The 17,866-nt window shown below is 61.7% G+C and carries 15 protein-coding genes; 11 read left to right on the top strand and 4 right to left on the bottom strand.

Features of this window, described 5'->3' with window-relative positions:
• The first annotated feature begins 1 nt into the window (after position 1).
• Positions 2 to 937: a dimethylarginine dimethylaminohydrolase family protein gene (locus C5750_RS06425; protein ID WP_105732944.1), complete on the top strand. Its 936-nt coding sequence runs from the start codon at positions 2 to 4 to the stop codon at positions 935 to 937.
• Between the two features lie 278 nt (positions 938 to 1,215).
• Complete coding sequence (locus tag C5750_RS06415; RefSeq protein ID WP_105732943.1) at positions 1,216 to 2,640, top strand: aldehyde dehydrogenase family protein; 1,425 nt, start codon at positions 1,216 to 1,218, stop codon at positions 2,638 to 2,640.
• 30 nt (positions 2,641 to 2,670) lie between these two features.
• Here C5750_RS06415 and C5750_RS06410 read toward each other — a convergent pair whose 3' ends face one another.
• The 4 genes from C5750_RS06410 to C5750_RS06395 are packed head-to-tail and all read right to left on the bottom strand — an operon-like array spanning position 2,671 to position 6,966.
• Positions 2,671 to 4,257 carry a 5-guanidino-2-oxopentanoate decarboxylase gene (locus C5750_RS06410; protein WP_105732942.1) on the bottom strand — a complete coding sequence of 529 codons (1,587 nt, stop codon included), beginning with the start codon at positions 4,255 to 4,257 and terminating at the stop codon, positions 2,671 to 2,673.
• On the bottom strand, positions 4,254 to 5,441 hold the full coding sequence (locus tag C5750_RS06405) for a pyridoxal phosphate-dependent aminotransferase (RefSeq protein ID WP_105733152.1): 1,188 nt from the start codon (positions 5,439 to 5,441) through the stop codon (positions 4,254 to 4,256). The genes C5750_RS06410 and C5750_RS06405 overlap by 4 nt, the downstream gene beginning before the upstream one ends.
• Positions 5,441 to 6,097: a TetR/AcrR family transcriptional regulator gene (locus C5750_RS06400; protein ID WP_105732941.1), complete on the bottom strand. Its 657-nt coding sequence runs from the start codon at positions 6,095 to 6,097 to the stop codon at positions 5,441 to 5,443. Before C5750_RS06400 ends, C5750_RS06405 begins: the two co-directional genes overlap by 1 nt.
• Complete coding sequence (locus tag C5750_RS06395) at positions 6,094 to 6,966, bottom strand: dimethylarginine dimethylaminohydrolase family protein (protein ID WP_105732940.1); 873 nt, start codon at positions 6,964 to 6,966, stop codon at positions 6,094 to 6,096. Before C5750_RS06395 ends, C5750_RS06400 begins: the two co-directional genes overlap by 4 nt.
• 170 nt (positions 6,967 to 7,136) lie before the next feature.
• On the opposite strand from C5750_RS06395, the gene C5750_RS06390 reads away from it, so the two are divergent.
• The 9 genes from C5750_RS06390 to C5750_RS06350 all read left to right on the top strand — a co-directional run bounded on the left by C5750_RS06390 (position 7,137) and on the right by C5750_RS06350 (position 17,853).
• Complete coding sequence (locus C5750_RS06390; RefSeq protein WP_105732939.1) at positions 7,137 to 7,961, top strand: ABC transporter ATP-binding protein; 825 nt, start codon at positions 7,137 to 7,139, stop codon at positions 7,959 to 7,961.
• A gap of 60 nt (positions 7,962 to 8,021) precedes the next feature.
• A complete protein-coding gene (locus C5750_RS06385; RefSeq protein WP_105732938.1) occupies positions 8,022 to 8,801 on the top strand; it encodes a transporter substrate-binding domain-containing protein in 780 nt (259 codons plus the stop codon).
• A gap of 121 nt (positions 8,802 to 8,922) precedes the next feature.
• A complete protein-coding gene (locus tag C5750_RS06380; RefSeq protein WP_105732937.1) occupies positions 8,923 to 9,636 on the top strand; it encodes an ABC transporter permease in 714 nt (237 codons plus the stop codon).
• The gene (locus tag C5750_RS06375) at positions 9,636 to 10,475 is read left to right on the top strand and encodes an ABC transporter permease (RefSeq protein WP_105733151.1); all 840 of its coding nucleotides are present in this window, start codon (positions 9,636 to 9,638) and stop codon (positions 10,473 to 10,475) included. The genes C5750_RS06380 and C5750_RS06375 overlap by 1 nt, the downstream gene beginning before the upstream one ends.
• A gap of 195 nt (positions 10,476 to 10,670) precedes the next feature.
• The gene (locus C5750_RS06370; RefSeq protein ID WP_105732936.1) at positions 10,671 to 12,677 is read left to right on the top strand and encodes a CocE/NonD family hydrolase; all 2,007 of its coding nucleotides are present in this window, start codon (positions 10,671 to 10,673) and stop codon (positions 12,675 to 12,677) included.
• Positions 12,678 to 12,798: 121 nt separating this feature from the next.
• Positions 12,799 to 14,388 (top strand): ABC transporter substrate-binding protein, encoded by a 1,590-nt coding sequence (locus tag C5750_RS06365; RefSeq protein ID WP_105732935.1) that lies wholly within the window; start codon positions 12,799 to 12,801, stop codon positions 14,386 to 14,388.
• Between the two features lie 11 nt (positions 14,389 to 14,399).
• The gene (locus tag C5750_RS06360; protein ID WP_105732934.1) at positions 14,400 to 15,359 is read left to right on the top strand and encodes an ABC transporter permease; all 960 of its coding nucleotides are present in this window, start codon (positions 14,400 to 14,402) and stop codon (positions 15,357 to 15,359) included.
• 9 nt (positions 15,360 to 15,368) lie between these two features.
• Positions 15,369 to 16,199 carry an ABC transporter permease gene (locus C5750_RS06355; RefSeq protein ID WP_105732933.1) on the top strand — a complete coding sequence of 277 codons (831 nt, stop codon included), beginning with the start codon at positions 15,369 to 15,371 and terminating at the stop codon, positions 16,197 to 16,199.
• Positions 16,192 to 17,853: an ABC transporter ATP-binding protein gene (locus C5750_RS06350; protein ID WP_105732932.1), complete on the top strand. Its 1,662-nt coding sequence runs from the start codon at positions 16,192 to 16,194 to the stop codon at positions 17,851 to 17,853. Before C5750_RS06355 ends, C5750_RS06350 begins: the two co-directional genes overlap by 8 nt.
• Positions 17,854 to 17,866 lie beyond the last annotated feature (13 nt).

Below are 17,866 nucleotides of genomic sequence, written 5' to 3'. Positions count from 1 at the left end.
AATGACACGCCATGAACAGGGTTTTGACAGCGATGTTTTCACGCTCAAACGCCGCGATCCGAACGGCGGTACACAACCGCTGAAAGGCTGGGGCTTTCGCAACGAAACCGACCCGCTGACCGATGTCCTTTTGGGCTCGCCCGCCTTCCTGCGCCACATGGCGACAAGCTCGCTGTCGCGCAAGCATCTGCGCGAGGCGCCGTGCAATATTCAGACCGCACAGGCCCAGCACAAGGAACTGGTTGCCGCCTATGAGCATTTCGGCGTGAAAATCCACTGGCACGAGCCGGAACCGGAACTGCCGATGCAGGTCTATTCCCGCGATTCCAGCGTCATGACGCCCTATGGCGCCATCATCACCGCCATGGCCAACTGGTGGCGGCGCGGCGAGAATTACGCCGCGATCCGCACCTACGAAAAGCTTGGCATCCCCATCTATGACATGGTGACCGCAGGCACCTTCGAGGGCGGTGATTTCAACGTGATCGAGGAGGGCTGCGTCCTTATCGGCTGCGGCGGCGCCCGCACGCAGGAAGAGGGCGCGCGGCAGGTGGAGGAATGGTTCCGCCGGGAAGGCTGGGAGACGCGCCTTGCCTTCATCGACGAGTACTACGTGCATATCGACCTGATGGTGGTGCCGATCGCGCCAAAACTGACCGCCGTGTGCCTTGCCTGCACGGAGCCTGATATTGTCGACTGGCTGAAAGCCAAGGGCCACGAGATCATCGACGTGCCGTTTGAGGACACGATGAATCTCGGCTGCAATTTCATGGCGCTGGGCAAGGACCGGATCATCGCGCCGTCGTCGAGCAGGACGCTGATCGGCAAGCTGCGCGCGCGCGGATTCGAGGTGGCGGCGGTGGATATGAGCGAGATTTCCAAAACCGGCGGCGGCATTCACTGCATGGCGCAGGCGCTGGTGCGCTCGGCGGGGTGAGAGTGGTTTTACCCCCCTCTGTCCTGCCGGACATCTCCCCCACAAGGGGGGAGATCACATTGACATCAATGATTCCGTATCATTTTCAACGTTGAAGGTTGGCTGAAACCATTGTGAAAGATGATCTCCCCCCTTGTGGGGGAGATGGGTGGCAGCCCAGAGGGGGGTGATAGCGATAGTCGGCCACCACATAAACTTTCCGTCGTTTTTCCTTCTAGCAACCGGGCGAAAAGCCCCATACCATTTGCGGGACGAACAGCATTCACGAGGAGGCGACGATGCTCATCAAGCGGGATTTCTATATCAATGGCGCGTGGGTGCCGCCTCTCAAGGCCAATGATCTCGATGTGATCAACCCGGCGACGGAAAAACCGGTCGCTGTCATTTCCATGGGCACGGCAGCCGATATCGACCGCGCCGTGGCTGCGGCGAAAACCGCCTTTCAGACCTATAGCCGCACATCGGTGGAAGAGCGGCTGGCGCTTTTGGAAAAGCTGCTCGCGATCTACAAGCGCCGCTATGACGAGATGGCAAAAACCATCACGCTGGAACTCGGCGCGCCGATCACCATGAGCACGCAGCAGCAGGCGGATGTCGGCGTCGGCCACCTCCAGGGCTTTATCGATGCGTTGAAAGCACTGCACATGCGCGAGGAACTGCCGAACGGCGATCTTTTGGTGCGCGAGCCCATCGGCGTGTGCGGGCTGATCACGCCGTGGAACTGGCCGATCAACCAGATCGCGCTAAAGGTCGTCCCGGTTCTCGCCACCGGCAGCACCTGCGTGCTGAAGCCGAGCGAGTTCACGCCGCTCAATGCACTGCTCTATGCTGAAATGGTGGATGAGGCAGGCTTTCCGGCTGGCGTCTTCAATCTCGTCAATGGCGACGGTGCGACCGTCGGCGCCGCCTTGTCCAAGCACAAAGACGTCGACATGATGTCGTTCACCGGTTCCACCCGCGCCGGCATCGCCGTCAGCAAGGATGCGGCGGAAACGGTCAAGCGCGTCACGCTGGAACTGGGCGGCAAGTCACCCAACATCGTGTTCGAGGATGCCGATCTGGAGGATCGCGTCGCGGGCAGCGTGCTCGAATGCTTCAACAATAGCGGCCAGTCCTGCGATGCGCCGACGCGCATGCTGGTGCAGCGCTCGGTCTATGACAAGGCGGTGAAAATCGCCGAAGCCACGGGCAGACAGGCACAGGTCGGCGATCCGCAGGAAGAGGGCGATCATATCGGCCCGCTTGTCAGCCATATCCAGTATGGCCGGGTGCAGAACCTGATCGAAGCGGGCATTTCCGAAGGCGCGCGCGTGCTGGTCGGCGGTGCAGGCAAGCCGGAGGGGTTTGAAACCGGCTATTTCGTCCGTCCCACCATCTTTGCCGATGTGCGCAACGATATGCGCATTGCGCGGGAAGAAGTGTTCGGGCCGGTGCTTTCGCTCATTCCGTTCGATACGGAGGAAGAAGCCATCGCCATCGCCAATGATACGCCCTACGGCCTTGCCGCCTATGTGCAGACGGGGGACGCCAAGCGTGCCGAGCGCGTGGCGTCAAGGCTGAAGGCCGGCATGGTGCATATCAATGGCGGACCGCATCGCTATGGCAGCCCGTTCGGCGGCTACAAGCAGTCAGGCAATGGCCGCGAGGGCGGCAAATTCGGTCTGGAAGACTTTCTCGAGGTCAAGACCATCCACCGGCCGTAACGGGCAGAAATGGTTGATGGCGTAAAGCCATCAACCAATCAATGTTTCATCGATTTCAATCAGATAGGGCTGTCCGCTTGCCTTGGCTTTCAGCATGGCGGCGGGCAGTTCTTCCAACGTTTTCAGCTTTTGCGCAGCCACGCCATAGGCTTCGGCGATTTTCAGGTAATCGGGTGCCGAGGGGCGCACGCCCACCGGATTGATGTGGACATCGCGCATGGCGCGCTCGATTTCCTGATAGCCCTGATTGTTCCAGACCACGAAAATGACCGGGACCTTCTCATCGACGGCTGCGCCGAGTTCGCCGAGGACGAACTGAAATCCGCCGTCGCCGACAATGCAGATCGTCGACGTCTCGGGCTTCCCAAGGGCCGCACCGATGGCGGCGGGCGGGCCGAAGCCGAGCGCGCCGAAGCCGGTCGCCGCATTGAACCAGCCGCCGGTGCGGTCATGGTCGTAATAGAGATTGCCGGAATAGATGGCCTGGGTGGAATCCCCGACGATGAGTGAGCCCGGCAGCGTGTCGCGCAGGATATTCAGAAAGCGCACATGGCTTTGCGTGCGCGGACCGATCTCGGCCCATGCCGCATCGCGGGTGGCGCGGGCGCGGTCTTCGCCGGACTTCGTGTTGCGCCGCGTGGGCAAGGTGGCGGCAAGCGCGCTGACCGTCTCCCTGGCCGAAGCCTCGATGGGCATGAAGGCGGGGCGGCGGTCGAGCTGTCCCGCATCGATGTCGATGCGCACCAGACGTTTCAGCTCGGGAAAACCGCCATCGCCATACATGTCATAGTCGGTCGGCCCCATTTCTGTGCCGATGGCAAGGACAAGATCGCTTTCCGCAAGAAGATTGCGTACGGCGGTGAGGCTGGCGCTGGCCGGGATCAGCAGCGGGTGATTGTGCAGGATACCGCGCGCATTGGTGGTTGCGATCACAGGTGCATCCAGCTTCTCCGCCAGATCCTTGAGTTCCGCCGCCGCCCCCTTGGCGCCGCCGCCAATAAGGATGACCGGCCGTTCCGCCGCAAGGCACTGGCGGGTGAGTTCCGCCATGGTTTCGGCCGATGCCTGCGGGATCGGCGCGTCCGACAGCTGGCGGCTCGCGCCATCGAGCGGCTGTGCCATCACGTCGAGCGGTATCTCGATATGCACGGGGCCGGGACGCCGCGAGGCGAACAAGGCAAAGGAACGAGCGAGCACGATGGGCAATTCATCCGCTTTTTCAATGCGATGCGAGAACATCGCAACCGTCTGCAGCATGGCGCGCTGATTGGGCAATTCATGCAGGAAGCCCATGCCCTTGCCGAGCGAGTCCCGCTGGTTGACGCCCGAGATCACCAGCATGGGAATGGAATCGGCGCGCGCCTGACCCATCGCGGTGATCGTGTTGGTGATGCCAGGGCCCGTGATGACGAAGGCGACGCCGGGCTTGCCGGTCGCCCGCGCATAGCCATCGGCCATGAAGCCCGCGCCCTGTTCATGGCGCGGCGTGATGTGCCGGATTTTCGACGCGGCAAGACCGCGATAGAGTTCGATGGTGTGAACACCGGGAATGCCGAAGACGGTATCGACATCGTAGGATTCGAGCAGATGGACGAGGGCTTCACCAACCGTGGTCATGCGGATTTCCGTTGCTGGAGGCGGGTTGCGAGGCGGACGATCCCGGCGCAGGCGGCATCGATCTTGTCGTCGGCGACGCTGAGGCTGAGCCGCAGATAGCCGGCGAGATTGTCGCCGAAGGATTCGCCGGGCATGACGGCCACGTGCTCTTCCTCAAGAAGGCGCATGGCGAAATCATTGCCGCTCAATCCCGTGGCGCGGATGTCGGCGAGAATGAACATGCCTGCCTGCGGCACGTCGGCGCCGATGCCGGCAATGCCGTCGAGCCGTTTTGAAATCAGCTGGGCGCGGCGGAAATAGCTCTCGCGCATCGTCGCAGCAGCGGCCGATGGCTGGCCGAGGGCATAGGCAGTCATGTCGGCGATGAAGGGCTGGACGCCGAACAGCATGGATTCGGACAGCGGCAGCAATTTCTGCGTGAACTCCGCCGGACCGACGCACCAGCCGCTGCGGAAACCCGGTGCGGCATGGGATTTGGAAATGGAGGCAACCGCAATCGTCCGGTCGGCGAGTTCCGGCTGGTCGAGCGGCGAGGCAAAACTGCCATCGAAGATCAGCAGTTCGTAGACCTCGTCGGAGACGATCCACAGATTGTGTCTGCGGCAGACCTCGCCGATCTCGGCCACTTCCTTTGCGCTCAGCACCGCCCCGGTCGGGTTGTGCGGGGTATTGAGGAGGAGAACACGGGATTTCGGTGTTACCGCCTTTTCCAGATCGGCTGCCTGCATGCGGAAACCGTTTTCCGGCCGCAGCGGCACGGACACGCGGGTTGCACCGGTGGCGCGGACGACGCCGTCATAGGTGGCATAGAGCGGATCGCCGGTGATGATCTCGTCGCCTTCCTCGGCAAGGCCGAGCATAACGAGCGACAGCGCGGTCTGGGTGCCGGGAAAGCACAGGATGTGTTCCGGCCCGATGGCCCGGCCGGTGCGTGCGGTATACTTTGCCGAAAGCGCCGCGAGAACGCCGGGTTCGCCCCGGCCATTCGAATAGCCGGTGCGGCCAGTGCGCATGGCATGTTCAGCCACGTCAAGCATGTCGGTCGGGGTCGGAATATCGGGTTCGCCGATGGTCAGCTCAATGATCTCATGACCGGCGCGCTTCATTTCGCGCGCCCGGATATGCACGGCCCATTTATCCGATCCCAGACCGGCCAGACGATCAGTCACAGACGCATAGCGCATCATTGGGCGCCTCCTTCAGCTTGTAATGAAATTCCCAGTACGGCTTCAATAGCGGCAACCCCGGTTTCCGCCAATTCCCCATCGTCGAAAATATCGCCGGCAAGGCAGCCTTCCAGCCACAATCCGTCGATGATCGCATTGATAGCGATGGCATGGCGGCGGGTATGGTTGTGTTCGGCCGGTTTTCCGGCGGCGCGCAGCGCCTCGCGGATGAGGATTTCCAGCTCGTCGCGAAAGCCGAGATAGCCGTCGTGGTGGGCAGAGGCCATGGCGGGATCGGCATGCACCAGCGCGATGAAACCCGCCCACAGCGAGAGGTTGTGCGGGTCCATGATCGGTTCGCCGAGATTGGCGGTAACGAAGGCCTGCAGGCGCGAACGCGGATCGTCGGCGGCATTCTGCAAGGCATCGCTGGCCTGTACGGTCATGCGGTTCATCACGGCGCGGTAGGCGGCGCCGATCAGGTCGTCCTTGGTCGGGAAGTAATAGCGGATCAGTCCCGGCGTGACGTCGGCCCGCTGGGCGATTTCGCGCACGGTCGCCCCGGCGAGGCCGCGCTCGGCCACACATTCCAGCGTCGCGGCGATCAGATCCTCGCGGCGCTTGTCCTCGCCTTCGCGGCGAAAAGTTTTGCGTGTGGCCGATTGTGCGTTCATTGCCGGAAAACCGGGCGGGTGAGGCAGGTCGGGCCGCCCTCGCAGGCAATGCACAGCGCATCGGCTTCGAAGGTTGTCACGGTGCAGCCTGCGGCTTCCATGGCCGCTTTGGTTTTTTCAAAGCCCGCCACGGCGATGACTTCATAGGGCGCCGTCGGCAAAACGTTGAGGTTGAGGCCGTTGCTGGCGGCAAATTCGTCTTCCGGCGCGGCGATCAGGCGGATGCCGCGCTCCTTCAGCAGCTGGTAGAAGGCAGCGGGCAAAAGCGGCAGATGCACCAGCGCGAGGTCTTCGGCGAGCGGCGAGATGATCGACATCAGGTGCAGGCAGGCCTCTTCGCCCTGCCACAGCGGCAGGTCGAACCCGAGGACGGTGACGCCAAGCGGCTCGAGGATGGCGGCCATCTGCTCGATACCGGCCTGATTGGTGCGCACGCCGCGGCCGATGGCCAGCGTCTTGCTGTCGACCCAGACGCAGTCGCCGCCCTCGACGGTGCCCGGCGCGACGATACGGCCGAGCACCGGCACATCCATCTGGCTGTAGGTTTCGTGGTGCAGGTCCGTCTCGTCGAGGCGCAGGGATTTGCCCATGCGCAGGAGAATCGCGCCCTTGTCGGTGACGAGAGAGGGATCGTGGGTGAACACGGAATCCGACAATCCGTCATTGCCGTCCCTGATCCAGGTGATATCGGCGCCAGACTGGGCCACGAGACCGGCAAAGACGCGGTGCTGTTCGGATGCGCGGCGCGGATCGAACTGCGGACCGTAATGCCAGACGTCGCGTTCGGCGCCCGCCATGACGCGGTCAGGCATGCGCATGATGACGCGTTTCAGGGGAAGGGCCATGGACTGGGAACCGAATGCGCTCATGCGACTGCTCTCTCGTAAAAATTGCTTATGGGAGTATTTATACGCTTGCATAATTAGAGCGCAAGTGGTGTGATGCCCTAAATTAGGCAGTTTGGCCTCATGCTGACAAAACAGGCAGAAACGAACGGTGTCATGACAGCAGGTGCAAGACAACCCATGGGAACCCAGCAATGACGGAGGCGTTGCGCGCATCCGTTGCCACGGACCCGCTCCAACCCGGTGCGGCCGAACGGGCCGAAGCCATCCACGTCTGGAACCTGCACAAGAAATTTGGCGCCCTTGAGGTTCTCAAGGGCGTTTCGCTGACAGCCAGGGACGGCGACGTGGTCGCCATGATCGGCGGCAGCGGCTCGGGCAAATCCACCTTCCTGCGCTGCATCAACTTCCTCGAAAACCCGACGAGCGGCGTCATTCGCATCAATGGCGAGGACGTGCAGATGGTCAGCGACGGCGAGGGCGGCCAGTACCCCGCCAACCGGCGCCAGATCGAGCGCATCCGCAGCCGCCTCGGCATGGTGTTCCAGAATTTCAATCTCTGGCAGCACATGACCCTGATCCAGAATGTCATCGAAGTGCCGGTTCATGTGCTGGGCATGAAGCGCGACGAGGCCATGGCCATCGGCGAACAGCTGCTGGAGCGGGTCGGGCTGTCGGCCAAGCGCGATGTCTATCCCGCCTTTCTCTCCGGCGGCCAGCAGCAGCGCGGCGCCATTGCCCGTGCGCTGGCCATCCAGCCGCGCGTCATGCTGTTCGACGAGCCGACCTCCGCGCTCGATCCGGAACTGGTCGGGGAGGTGCTGAAGGTCATCGGCGACCTCGCCAAGGAGGGGCGGACCATGCTTCTCGTCACCCATGAGATGAAATTCGCCCGGGAAGTGGCGAGCCATGTCATGTATCTGCACAACGGCATTGTCGAAGAAGAGGGGCCGCCGGAAGAATTGTTCGGATCACCAAAATCTGAACGTTTGAAGCAGTTTATCCGCACTGTTTCATAAGTCGCATGAAAAAATACAGGGAATAATCCTGGGGAACAATAAAGAGAAATGGAGATAGGAATGAAAGCTTTCTTGAAATCAGCGGTTGCCGCCGCTGTGCTGGTTGCCGGAATGGGAGTCGCCAGCGCTGAACAGGTCAAGGTCGGCATCGCCGCCGAACCCTATCCGCCCTTCGCCTCGCCGGATGCCTCGGGCAAATGGGAAGGCTGGGAAGTCGATATCGCCCTTGCCATCTGCGCGCAGGCCAAGCTTGATTGTGTCATCACGCCCGTGTCGTGGGATGGCATCATTCCGGCGCTGACCACCAAGAAGATCGATATGATCACCGCCTCCATGTCGATCACACCGGAGCGCGAGAAGACGATCGATTTCTCCGATAAATATTACAACACGCCCACGGTCATTCTCGGTTCGAAGGACGTCAAGATGGACGCCTCACCGGAAGGTTTGAAGGGCAAGGTGCTCGGTGTTCAGGTGTCGACCATCCATCAGGCCTATGCGAAGAAGCATTTTGCCGCGACCGCCGCCGAGATCAAGGAATACCAGACACAAGACGAGGCCAATCAGGATCTGGCCGCCGGACGCATCGACGCGACGCAGGCGGATTCGCTGGCGCTCGAGACCTTCGCCCAGACCGATGCGGGCAGGGCCTGCTGCGAGATCAAGGGCAAGGTTGCCCCCGATCTGGAAGTGCTCGGACCCGGCGTTGGTGTTGGCCTGCGCAAGGGCGACACGGAGCTGAAGACCAAGATCAATGCGGCCATCAAGGACATCCGCGCCAACGGCAAGTATGACGAGATTTCGAAGAAATATTTCAACTTCGATATTTACGGCGGCTAGGCCGCTGTTCGGAGCAGGTTTTGGCCTGCTCCGTTCCTTCCGTTTAACGCAACGCATTTCATTGTTCTGAATCGAGGACGGCTTGGCCGACGCATCGATTGCTCCCGCCGCAATAGCCGGCATGTTCGACCTTTTGTCACCCAATCCGCCGGGATGGGGCGGCAATCTTCTGCGCGGTCTGGCGAATTCGCTGCAGATCGCCGTCGGCGCCTTTGGCATGGGCTTGCTCATCGGCACGGTCGGCGCCTATGGCAAGCTTTATGGCGGCCCGCTGGTGCGCGACATCGCCGCCATCTACACCACCATTGTCCGTGCCGTGCCGGAACTGGTGCTGATCCTTTTGCTCTATTATGCCGGTACCGACATGATCAACCGGATGCTGGAAGGTCTTGGCTATCAGCGCGTCGATATCAGCGGACTTGTCGCCGGGATCGTGGTTCTCGGTTTCGTGCAGGGAGCCTATGCAACCGAGGTGCTGCGCGGCGCCATCAAATCCATTCCGCAGGGCGAGATCGAGGCGGCGCGCGCCTATGGCATGCCGCCGGCGCTGATGATGCGTCGCATCACCCTGCCGGCCATGCTGCCGCATGCGCTGCCGGGGCTTGCCAATCTGTGGCTGATCTCGACCAAGGATACGGCGCTGCTTGCGGTTGTCGGTTTCAGTGAGCTGACGCTCGTCACACGGCAGGCGGCGGGCACGACAAAAGCCTATTTCCTGTTCTTCATCGCCGCCGGTATCCTCTATCTCGCCATTACCCTGTTTTCCAACCTCATCCTTGGCAAGGTCGAGCAATGGGCACGGCGCGGCATGCCTTCGGTCAAGGAGGCGCGGTGATGACCGAGACGCCGCTGGAAACGCCGATCGAGACATTCCCGATCCACAAGGACCGCGACACCAGCGGTCAGGCGCGAAAACTGCCGCCGCACCGCATCGTCCTCATCCTCATCGGCCTTGCGCTTGTCGCTTCTGCCATCTTTTTCATGCGCTGGGACTGGCTGCCCAATTACGGCGATCTGATCCTGCAGGGCCTGTGGCGGACGATCTGGATACTGGTCGTCACGGTGATCATCGGTTTTCTGCTGGCGGTTCCGCTTGGGCTGGCACAGGCCGCCGGGCCCGCGGTGCTCGCCGTTCCCGCGCGCGTGTTCTGCACGGTCATCCGCGGCACGCCGCTGCTCCTGCAGCTCTGGCTGCTCTATTACGGCCTGGGCTCGCTGTTTCCGCAATATCCGTGGATACGGGGCTCCGACCTGTGGCCCTATCTGCGGCAGGCATGGCCCTATGCCGTTCTCGCGCTTTCCCTGTCCTATGCGGGCTATGAGGGCGAGGTCATGCGCGGTGCCTTTGCCGGCGTGCCCAAGGGGCAGCTGGAATCCGCCCGTGCCTTCGGCATGCCCCGCTTTACGATTTTCCGCCGCATCTGGCTGCCCCAGGCCATTCACCGCGCCTTGCCGACACTGGCGGGCGAGGCGGTCCTGCAGCTGAAATCGACGCCCCTGGTGGCGACGATTACGGTCGTCGATCTCTATTCCGTGGCCTCGCGCGTCAGGCAGGATACCTACATCACCTATGAGCCGCTTCTGCTGCTGGCAGCCGGTTATCTCGTCATCACCGGCATCATCGTTTTCCTGTTCCGGCGGCTGGAAAAGCTCATACCATCGAGGCTTGGATGAGACTTTTTCATCGTGACGCAAATGACCCCACATATGTCGCAAGTGTTTGGTCCGCCTGGCCGGGCAGATGCGCATAGTAGGACACAAAAGGAACACCTCGCAAAAGACGAGAAAATGGGATTGATGTTTTCACCGGGTGTTCTGCCCGGTGTGCGTTATCTGTTTTCAGTTCCGCTGTGAGGACGAAAGATGGTAATGCGGACAGTCGAAACATTTCAGCACCAAGTGAAAGAAACCGCCGATCTGGGTATTGTCCTGCCCGATGGCTGCCGCCTGTCGACCCGGGTCTGGATGCCCGAAGACGCTCTCGACAATCCGGTTCCCGCCATTCTCGAATTTCTGCCCTATCGCAAGCGCGACGGCACGACGGCGCGTGACAATCTCACCCATCCCTATATCGCCGGACATGGCTATGCCTGCCTGCGCGTCGACATGCGCGGCAATGGTGATTCCGAAGGGCTGATGGAGGATGAATATTCGGTTCAGGAGCTGAACGATGCCTGCGCGGTGATCGAATGGATCGCGGCGCAGCCCTGGTCATCGGGCAAGGTCGGCATGATGGGCATTTCCTGGGGCGGGTTCAATTCGTTGCAGGTGGCCGCGCTGCAACCGCAAGCGCTGAAGGCCATCATCACGCTGTGCTCCACCGACGACCGCTATGCCGACGACATCCATTACAAGGGCGGGCTTCTGCTCAACGAGAATCTGGGATGGGGCGCGACCATGCTCGCCTATTCCTCGCGCTCGCCCGATCCGATGCTGGTTGGCGACAAATGGCGCCGCATGTGGCTGGACCGGCTTGATCATGAACCGTTCCTGCCGGCCGTCTGGCTGGCGCACCAGACGCGCGACGCCTACTGGAAGCGGGGCTCGGTCTGCGAGGATTTTTCCACCATCAAGGCCGCCACGCTGGCCGTTGGCGGCTGGGGTGATGCCTACAAGAACGCGGTGCCACGCCTGATGGAGGGGATCAAGGCCCCGGTCAAAGGCATTGTCGGGCCATGGGTGCACAAATACCCGCATTTTGCCGTGCCGGAACCGCGCATCGGCTTCCTGCAGGAGGCATTGCGCTGGTGGGACCGCTGGCTGAAGGACATCGATACGGGTGTCGAGAACGATCCGGCCTATCGCGGCTATCTCATGGAGTCGGTCCGCCCGAAAAGCTGGTATACGGAGCGTCCCGGCTGCTGGATTGCCGAGCCGCAATGGCCGTCAAAAACCATCCGCAGCGAAGTGCTTCACCTTGGCGCTGCCAAATCCCTGAGCGCGAAGCGGGGCGGGGCGTTTTCCCATCTCGTGGCCTCGCCGCAGGATTGCGGCATGATGGGCGGCGAATATTGCGCCATCTGGCTTGGCCCGGAGCTTCCCGGCGACCAGCGCCGCGATGACGCGCTGTCGGTCTGCTATGACGGCGATATCCTGGAAAAAGCGGTCGACATTGTCGGTGCCCCGGAAATCAGCCTGACGCTGTCCAGTGACAAGCCCGTTGCCATGGTTGCCGTACGCCTGTGCGATGTGCACCCCGATGGCGCATCGACACGCATCACCTATGGCGTGTTCAACCTGTGCCATCGCGACAGCCATGAAAAGCCCGAGGCGCTTTCGCCGGGCGAACCGGTCAAAATCCGCTTCAAGCTCGATGACATCGCCTACCGCGTTCCCGCCGGGCACCGGCTGCGCATTGCCGTTTCCTCCAGCTACTGGCCCATGGTTTGGCCATCGCCGGAAGCGGTCAGCTTGACGCTGCATGCCGGCACGCTCGATGTGCCGTCACGCGATCTCGCCACCGGCGACGAATGGACCTTTCCGGAGCCCGAAGCCGCATCGCCCTGGCAGCTCGACATCCTGCGCAAGGGCACGAACAGCCGCCTGATCGAGCATGATCAGGTCACGGGCAAGATCATTCTGTCGATCATGGACGATTTCGGCGAGGCGCGCGACAAGGAGCATGGTCTCATCCATGGCAGCGTGGCGCGCGAACGCTGGGAAATCCACGCGGATGATCCGCTGTCCGCCTATGGCGAGACGCACTGGACGGAACTGTCCGGCCGCGATGAATGGCGCGTGCGCACTGAAACCTTCACCACGATGCGCTCGGACAAGACGAACTTTCATCTGACCGGCCGGATCGAAGCCTACGAAAATGACGAGCTGGTTTTCGAGCGGAATTTTGCCGAGACGATCGCGCGTCAATTCATCTGATTGCTGGAGGAGCGGATTAAAAAGCTACGCTGACGGTTGAAATTCACGGGTATCAAGTCGCATAATTCACAAAAACCGAATTTGGACGCCAGGCGTTCCAAGCAACAAAAGGGGAATGGGTATGTCAAAAGAACTCGATTATCTGAGCCGCAAGGTCGCCCGCGGACATCTGTCGCGGCGTGATTTTCTCGGCCGTGCCGCCGCCCTCGGCGTCACCACGGTTTTTGCCAATTCTTTGCTGTCGAGCGCGGCTCTGGCCGAAGGCCCGGTCAAGGGCGGCACGCTGAAAGCCGGCATGCAGGGTGGTGCTTCGACCGACAGCATGGACCCCGCGACATGGCAGAGCCAGGTGCCGTACAAATTCGGCCGCCAGTGGGGCGAACAGCTCGTTGAAATTCAGGCCGATGGCACACTCAACCCCAAATTGGCTACGGAGTGGGGTTCAACCCCCGATGCCAAGGTCTGGACCTTCAAGATCCGCAAGGGCGTGCAGTTTCACAATGGCAAGGAGATGACTGCCGATGACGTCGTGGCCACGATGGAGCGCCACTCCGATGCCAATTCAAAATCCGGCGCCCTTGGGGTCATGAAGGGCATCGACAATGTAAAGAAAGACGGCGATACCGTTGTTTTCACACTGAAAGAGGCCAATGCCGACCTGCCGTTCCTGATGGATGACTACCATCTGATGATCCAGCCGAACGGCGGCAAGGACAAGCCCACCGCCGGTATCGGCACTGGCCCCTACAAGGTGGTCAAGGACGAGCCGGGCGTGCGGCACATCGGCGAGAAATTTGCCAATTACTGGGATGGCGACAAGCGCGGCCATGCGGCGCAGATCGAAATCATCGTCATCAACGATGCCACCGCCCGCACGGCTGCGTTGCAGTCCGGCCAGGTGCACATGATCAACCGCGTCGAGCCGAAAATCGTCGATCTGGTCAAGCGCGTGCCGGGAGTGACCATCCAGAACGTCGCGGGCAAGGGGCACTATGTCTTCATCGCCCATTGCAACACCGCACCGTTCAACAATAACGACCTGCGCCTGGCGCTGAAATACGCCATGAACCGCGAAGACATGGTGCAGAAAATCCTGCGCGGCTATGGCTCCGTCGGCAATGATTTCCCGATCAACAAGGCCTATCCGCTGTTCTCCGACGATATCGAACAGCGCGCCTACGATCCCGACAAGGCGGCCTTCCACTTCAAGAAATCCGGCCATGACGGCGCGGTGCTGCTGCGCACGTCTGACGTTGCCTTCCCCGGCGCCATCGATGCGGCGCAGCTGTACCAGCAGAGTGCGGCCAAGGCCGGCATCAAGATCGAGGTCAAGCGTGAGCCGGGCGACGGCTACTGGTCGGAAGTCTGGAACAAGCAGCCGTTCTCGACATCCTATTGGGGCGGGCGTCCGACCCAGGACCAGATGTATTCGACCGCCTATCTGTCCACCGCCGACTGGAACGACACGCGCTTCTTCAATGAAAAGTTCGACAAGACATTGATCGCCGCGCGCGCCGAACTCGATCCTGCCAAGCGCAAGCAGATGTATCGCGACATGTCGGTGACGGTACGCGACGAGGGCGGCGTCATCGTGCCGATGTTCAACGACTTCATCGACGCCACCAGCGCCAAGGTTGGCGGCTGGGTGAAGGACGGCAATCAGGAAATGAGTGGCGGCTATGCCTTGTCCCGCTGCTGGCTGAACGCCTAAGGCCGGGGCGGATGAGCGGTCCTGTCCTCAAACTGGTGGCCCAGCGCATTGCGATGGGCCTTCTCCTTCTCCTGGCCGTCTCGGTGCTGATTTTCGCAGGCACCCAGATATTGCCGGGAGACGTGGCGCAATCCATTCTCGGCCAGTCGGCCACACCGGAGGCATTGGAAAACCTGCGGCGTGACATGGGGCTGAACGATCCGGCTTATATCCGCTACCTGCATTGGCTCGGCGGCATATTGACCGGCGATCTCGGCACGGCGCTTTCCAGTGGACAGGACATCGCATCCTCGCTCAAGGGGCGGTTGTGGAACACCCTGTTTCTCGCCTTCTGGGCGGCAGTGGTTTCCATTCCGCTCGCCATCGCCCTCGGCCTCTTGGCCGTGCGCTACCGCAATGGCTGGGTGGACAAGATCATCTCCGGCCTCGGCCTCGCATCGACGTCGCTGCCGGAGTTCTTTACCGGTTATCTCCTGATCTATTTCGTCGCCGTGCGCCTGCAATGGTTTCCGAGCGTCTCGACCGTCTATGACGGCATGCCGCTCGGCGAAAGGCTGAGCGCCATTGCCCTGCCGGTGACGGTGCTGACCCTCGTCGTCCTCGCGCATATGATGCGCATGACCCGGGCGGCCATTCTCAATGTCATGCAATCGGCCTATATCGAAACGGCGGAGCTGAAGGGTCTGACGCCGTTTCAGATCATCGCCCGCCATGCTTTCCCCAACGCCATCGCGCCGATCGTCAATGTGGTCATGCTCAATCTTGCCTTCCTCGTCGTCGGCGTCGTCGTGGTCGAGGTGATTTTTGTCTATCCCGGCATGGGGCAATATCTGGTCGACCACGTGGCCAAGCGCGACGTGCCGGTCGTTCAGGCCTGCGGGCTGGTGTTCGCCGCCGTTTACATCACCCTCAACATCATTGCTGACATCGTGGCGATTGTTTCCAATCCCCGCCTCAGACATCCCAAGTGAGGCCGCGCCATGCTGAATGTTAAGAACATCCCCATCAGCGCCTGGATCGGCCTGATCATCACGGCGGTCTTCCTGTTCGCGGCCATTTTCGCGCCATGGGTTGCGCCTTATTCCGTTGGCGAAACCGTCGGCGATGTCTGGGAGCCCATGTCGGCAAAGTATTGGCTCGGCACGGACAATCTCGGCCGCGACCTGTTGTCCCGCATGATCTACGGCGCGCGCATCACCATCTTCATCGCCGCCATGGCAACGGCGCTGTCCTTCATTCTCGGCTCGGTCCTCGGCTTTGCCGCCGCCGTCATCGGCGGCTGGTTCGACCAGCTCATGTCGCGGTTCGTCGATCTGATCATGGCGATCCCGACGCTGATCTTCGCGCTTGTGGTGCTGTCGGTGCTGCCGGGCAATGTCACCACGCTGATCCTCGTCATGGGCCTGCTCGATGCCACGCGCGTCTACCGGCTGGCGCGCGCCGTGGCTGTTGATATCAACGTCATGGATTTCGTCGAGGCGGCAAAGCTGCGCGGCGAGGGGCGTATCTGGATCATTTTCCGCGAGATACTGCCCAATGCCCTGACACCGCTGGTTGCCGAACTCGGCCTGCGTTTCATCTTTGCCGTGCTGTTCCTGTCAGCGCTGTCCTTCCTCGGCCTCGGCGTCCAGCCGCCGGATGCGGACTGGGGCGGCATGGTCAAGGAAAACAAGGAGGGCATCGTGTTCGGCATTCCGGCGGCGCTTATTCCGGCGGCTGCCATCGCGGTCCTCGCCATCTCCGTCAATCTCGTCGCCGACTGGATTCTCAACCGGACCACCAGCCTGAAGGGAGGACGCGGCAATGGCTAAAGCACCTGCGAAGGACAAGACCGGCCTGCTTCTCGACATCCGCAACCTGCGGATCGAGGCGACCAGCTATCCGCCGGGCGAAGCGCCGCGCAATGTGGTGATCGTCGATGATATCTCGGTGACGGTGGAACGCGGCAAGGTGCTCGGCCTCATCGGCGAATCCGGTGCGGGCAAATCCACCATCGGCCTGTCCGGCATGGGCTACGGGCGTGGCGGCGTGCGCATCACCGGCGGGGAGGTGCTGCTCAACGGCCGTGATATCCTCAAAGGCGGTGCAAAGACCCTGCGCGATATTCGCGGGCGGGAAGTCTGCTATGTCGCCCAGTCTGCCGCTGCCGCCTTCAATCCGGCGCGCAAACTGATGGATCAGGTGGTTGAAGCGGCGCTGCAGCACCGGATCGCCACCCGCGCCGAGGCGGAAAAACGCGCCATCGGCCTGTTCAAGAAGCTCGGCCTGCCCAATCCCGAAACTTTTGGCCAGCGCTTTCCGCACCAGGTTTCCGGTGGCCAGCTGCAACGGGCCATGACTGCCATGGCGCTGTGTTCCGAGCCGGATCTGATCGTGTTCGACGAGCCGACAACGGCGCTCGACGTGACCACGCAGATCGATGTGCTCGCCTCGATCAAGGATGCCATCCGCGATACCAATGTTGCTGCGCTCTACATCACGCACGACCTTGCCGTGGTGGCGCAGGTGGCCGACGACATCATGGTGCTGCGCCATGGCAAGATGGTGGAATATGGCGACACGCGCCAGATCATCAAGGAACCGCGCCAGGATTATACGCGCCAGCTGGTGTCGGTGCATCACATCCCGCATCAGGAAAAGACGAGCACGGGCACGCCCATCCTGTCTGTGAAGAACATCACCGCGGCCTATGGCGGCGGGCTGGTCAAGGTATTGAAGAACGTCTCCGTGGACCTGCATCCCGGCCAGACGCTGGCTGTTGTCGGTGAATCCGGCTCAGGCAAATCCACGCTGGCGCGGGCCATCACCGGTCTGCTGCCGCCGATGGAAGGGACGATCACCTTTGACGGGCGCACGCTTTCGCCGCGCCTTGCCAACCGCACGCGCAACGATCTGCGCGAATTGCAGATGATCTACCAGATGGCCGACGTGGCGATGAATCCGCGCCAGACCATCGGCACCATCATCGGCCGCCCGCTTGAATTCTATTTCGGCATGCGCGGCAAGGAGCGCGATGCACGCATTGCCGAACTGCTCGACAAGATCGAGATGGGCAAGGGTTTTGCCGACCGTTATCCGGCTGAATTGTCAGGCGGGCAAAAACAGCGCGTCTGCATCGCCCGGGCGCTCGCCGCCAAGCCGAAACTGATCATCTGCGACGAGGTGACCAGCGCGCTCGATCCGCTTGTGGCCGACGGCATCCTGAAACTGCTGCTCGACCTGCAGGCGGACGAACATGTGGCCTATCTCTTCATCACCCACGATCTTGCGACGGTGAAATCCATCGCCGACGCCATCGCCGTGATGTATCGCGGCGAGGTGGTGCGCTACGGTCCGAAATCGCAGGTGCTGCAGCCGCCCTTCGACGCCTATACCGACCTGCTGCTGTCATCGGTTCCGGAAATGGAGCTGGGCTGGCTGGAGGGGGCGGTCAAGAACCGGCGCATGGCAAGCGCCGGGAATTGATCTGCAAAACTGC

It is taken from the genome of Phyllobacterium myrsinacearum (assembly GCF_002980555.1).
Taxonomy (GTDB): Bacteria; Pseudomonadota; Alphaproteobacteria; order Rhizobiales; family Rhizobiaceae; genus Phyllobacterium; species Phyllobacterium myrsinacearum.
This window is presented reverse-complemented; position numbering and strand designations above follow the sequence as displayed.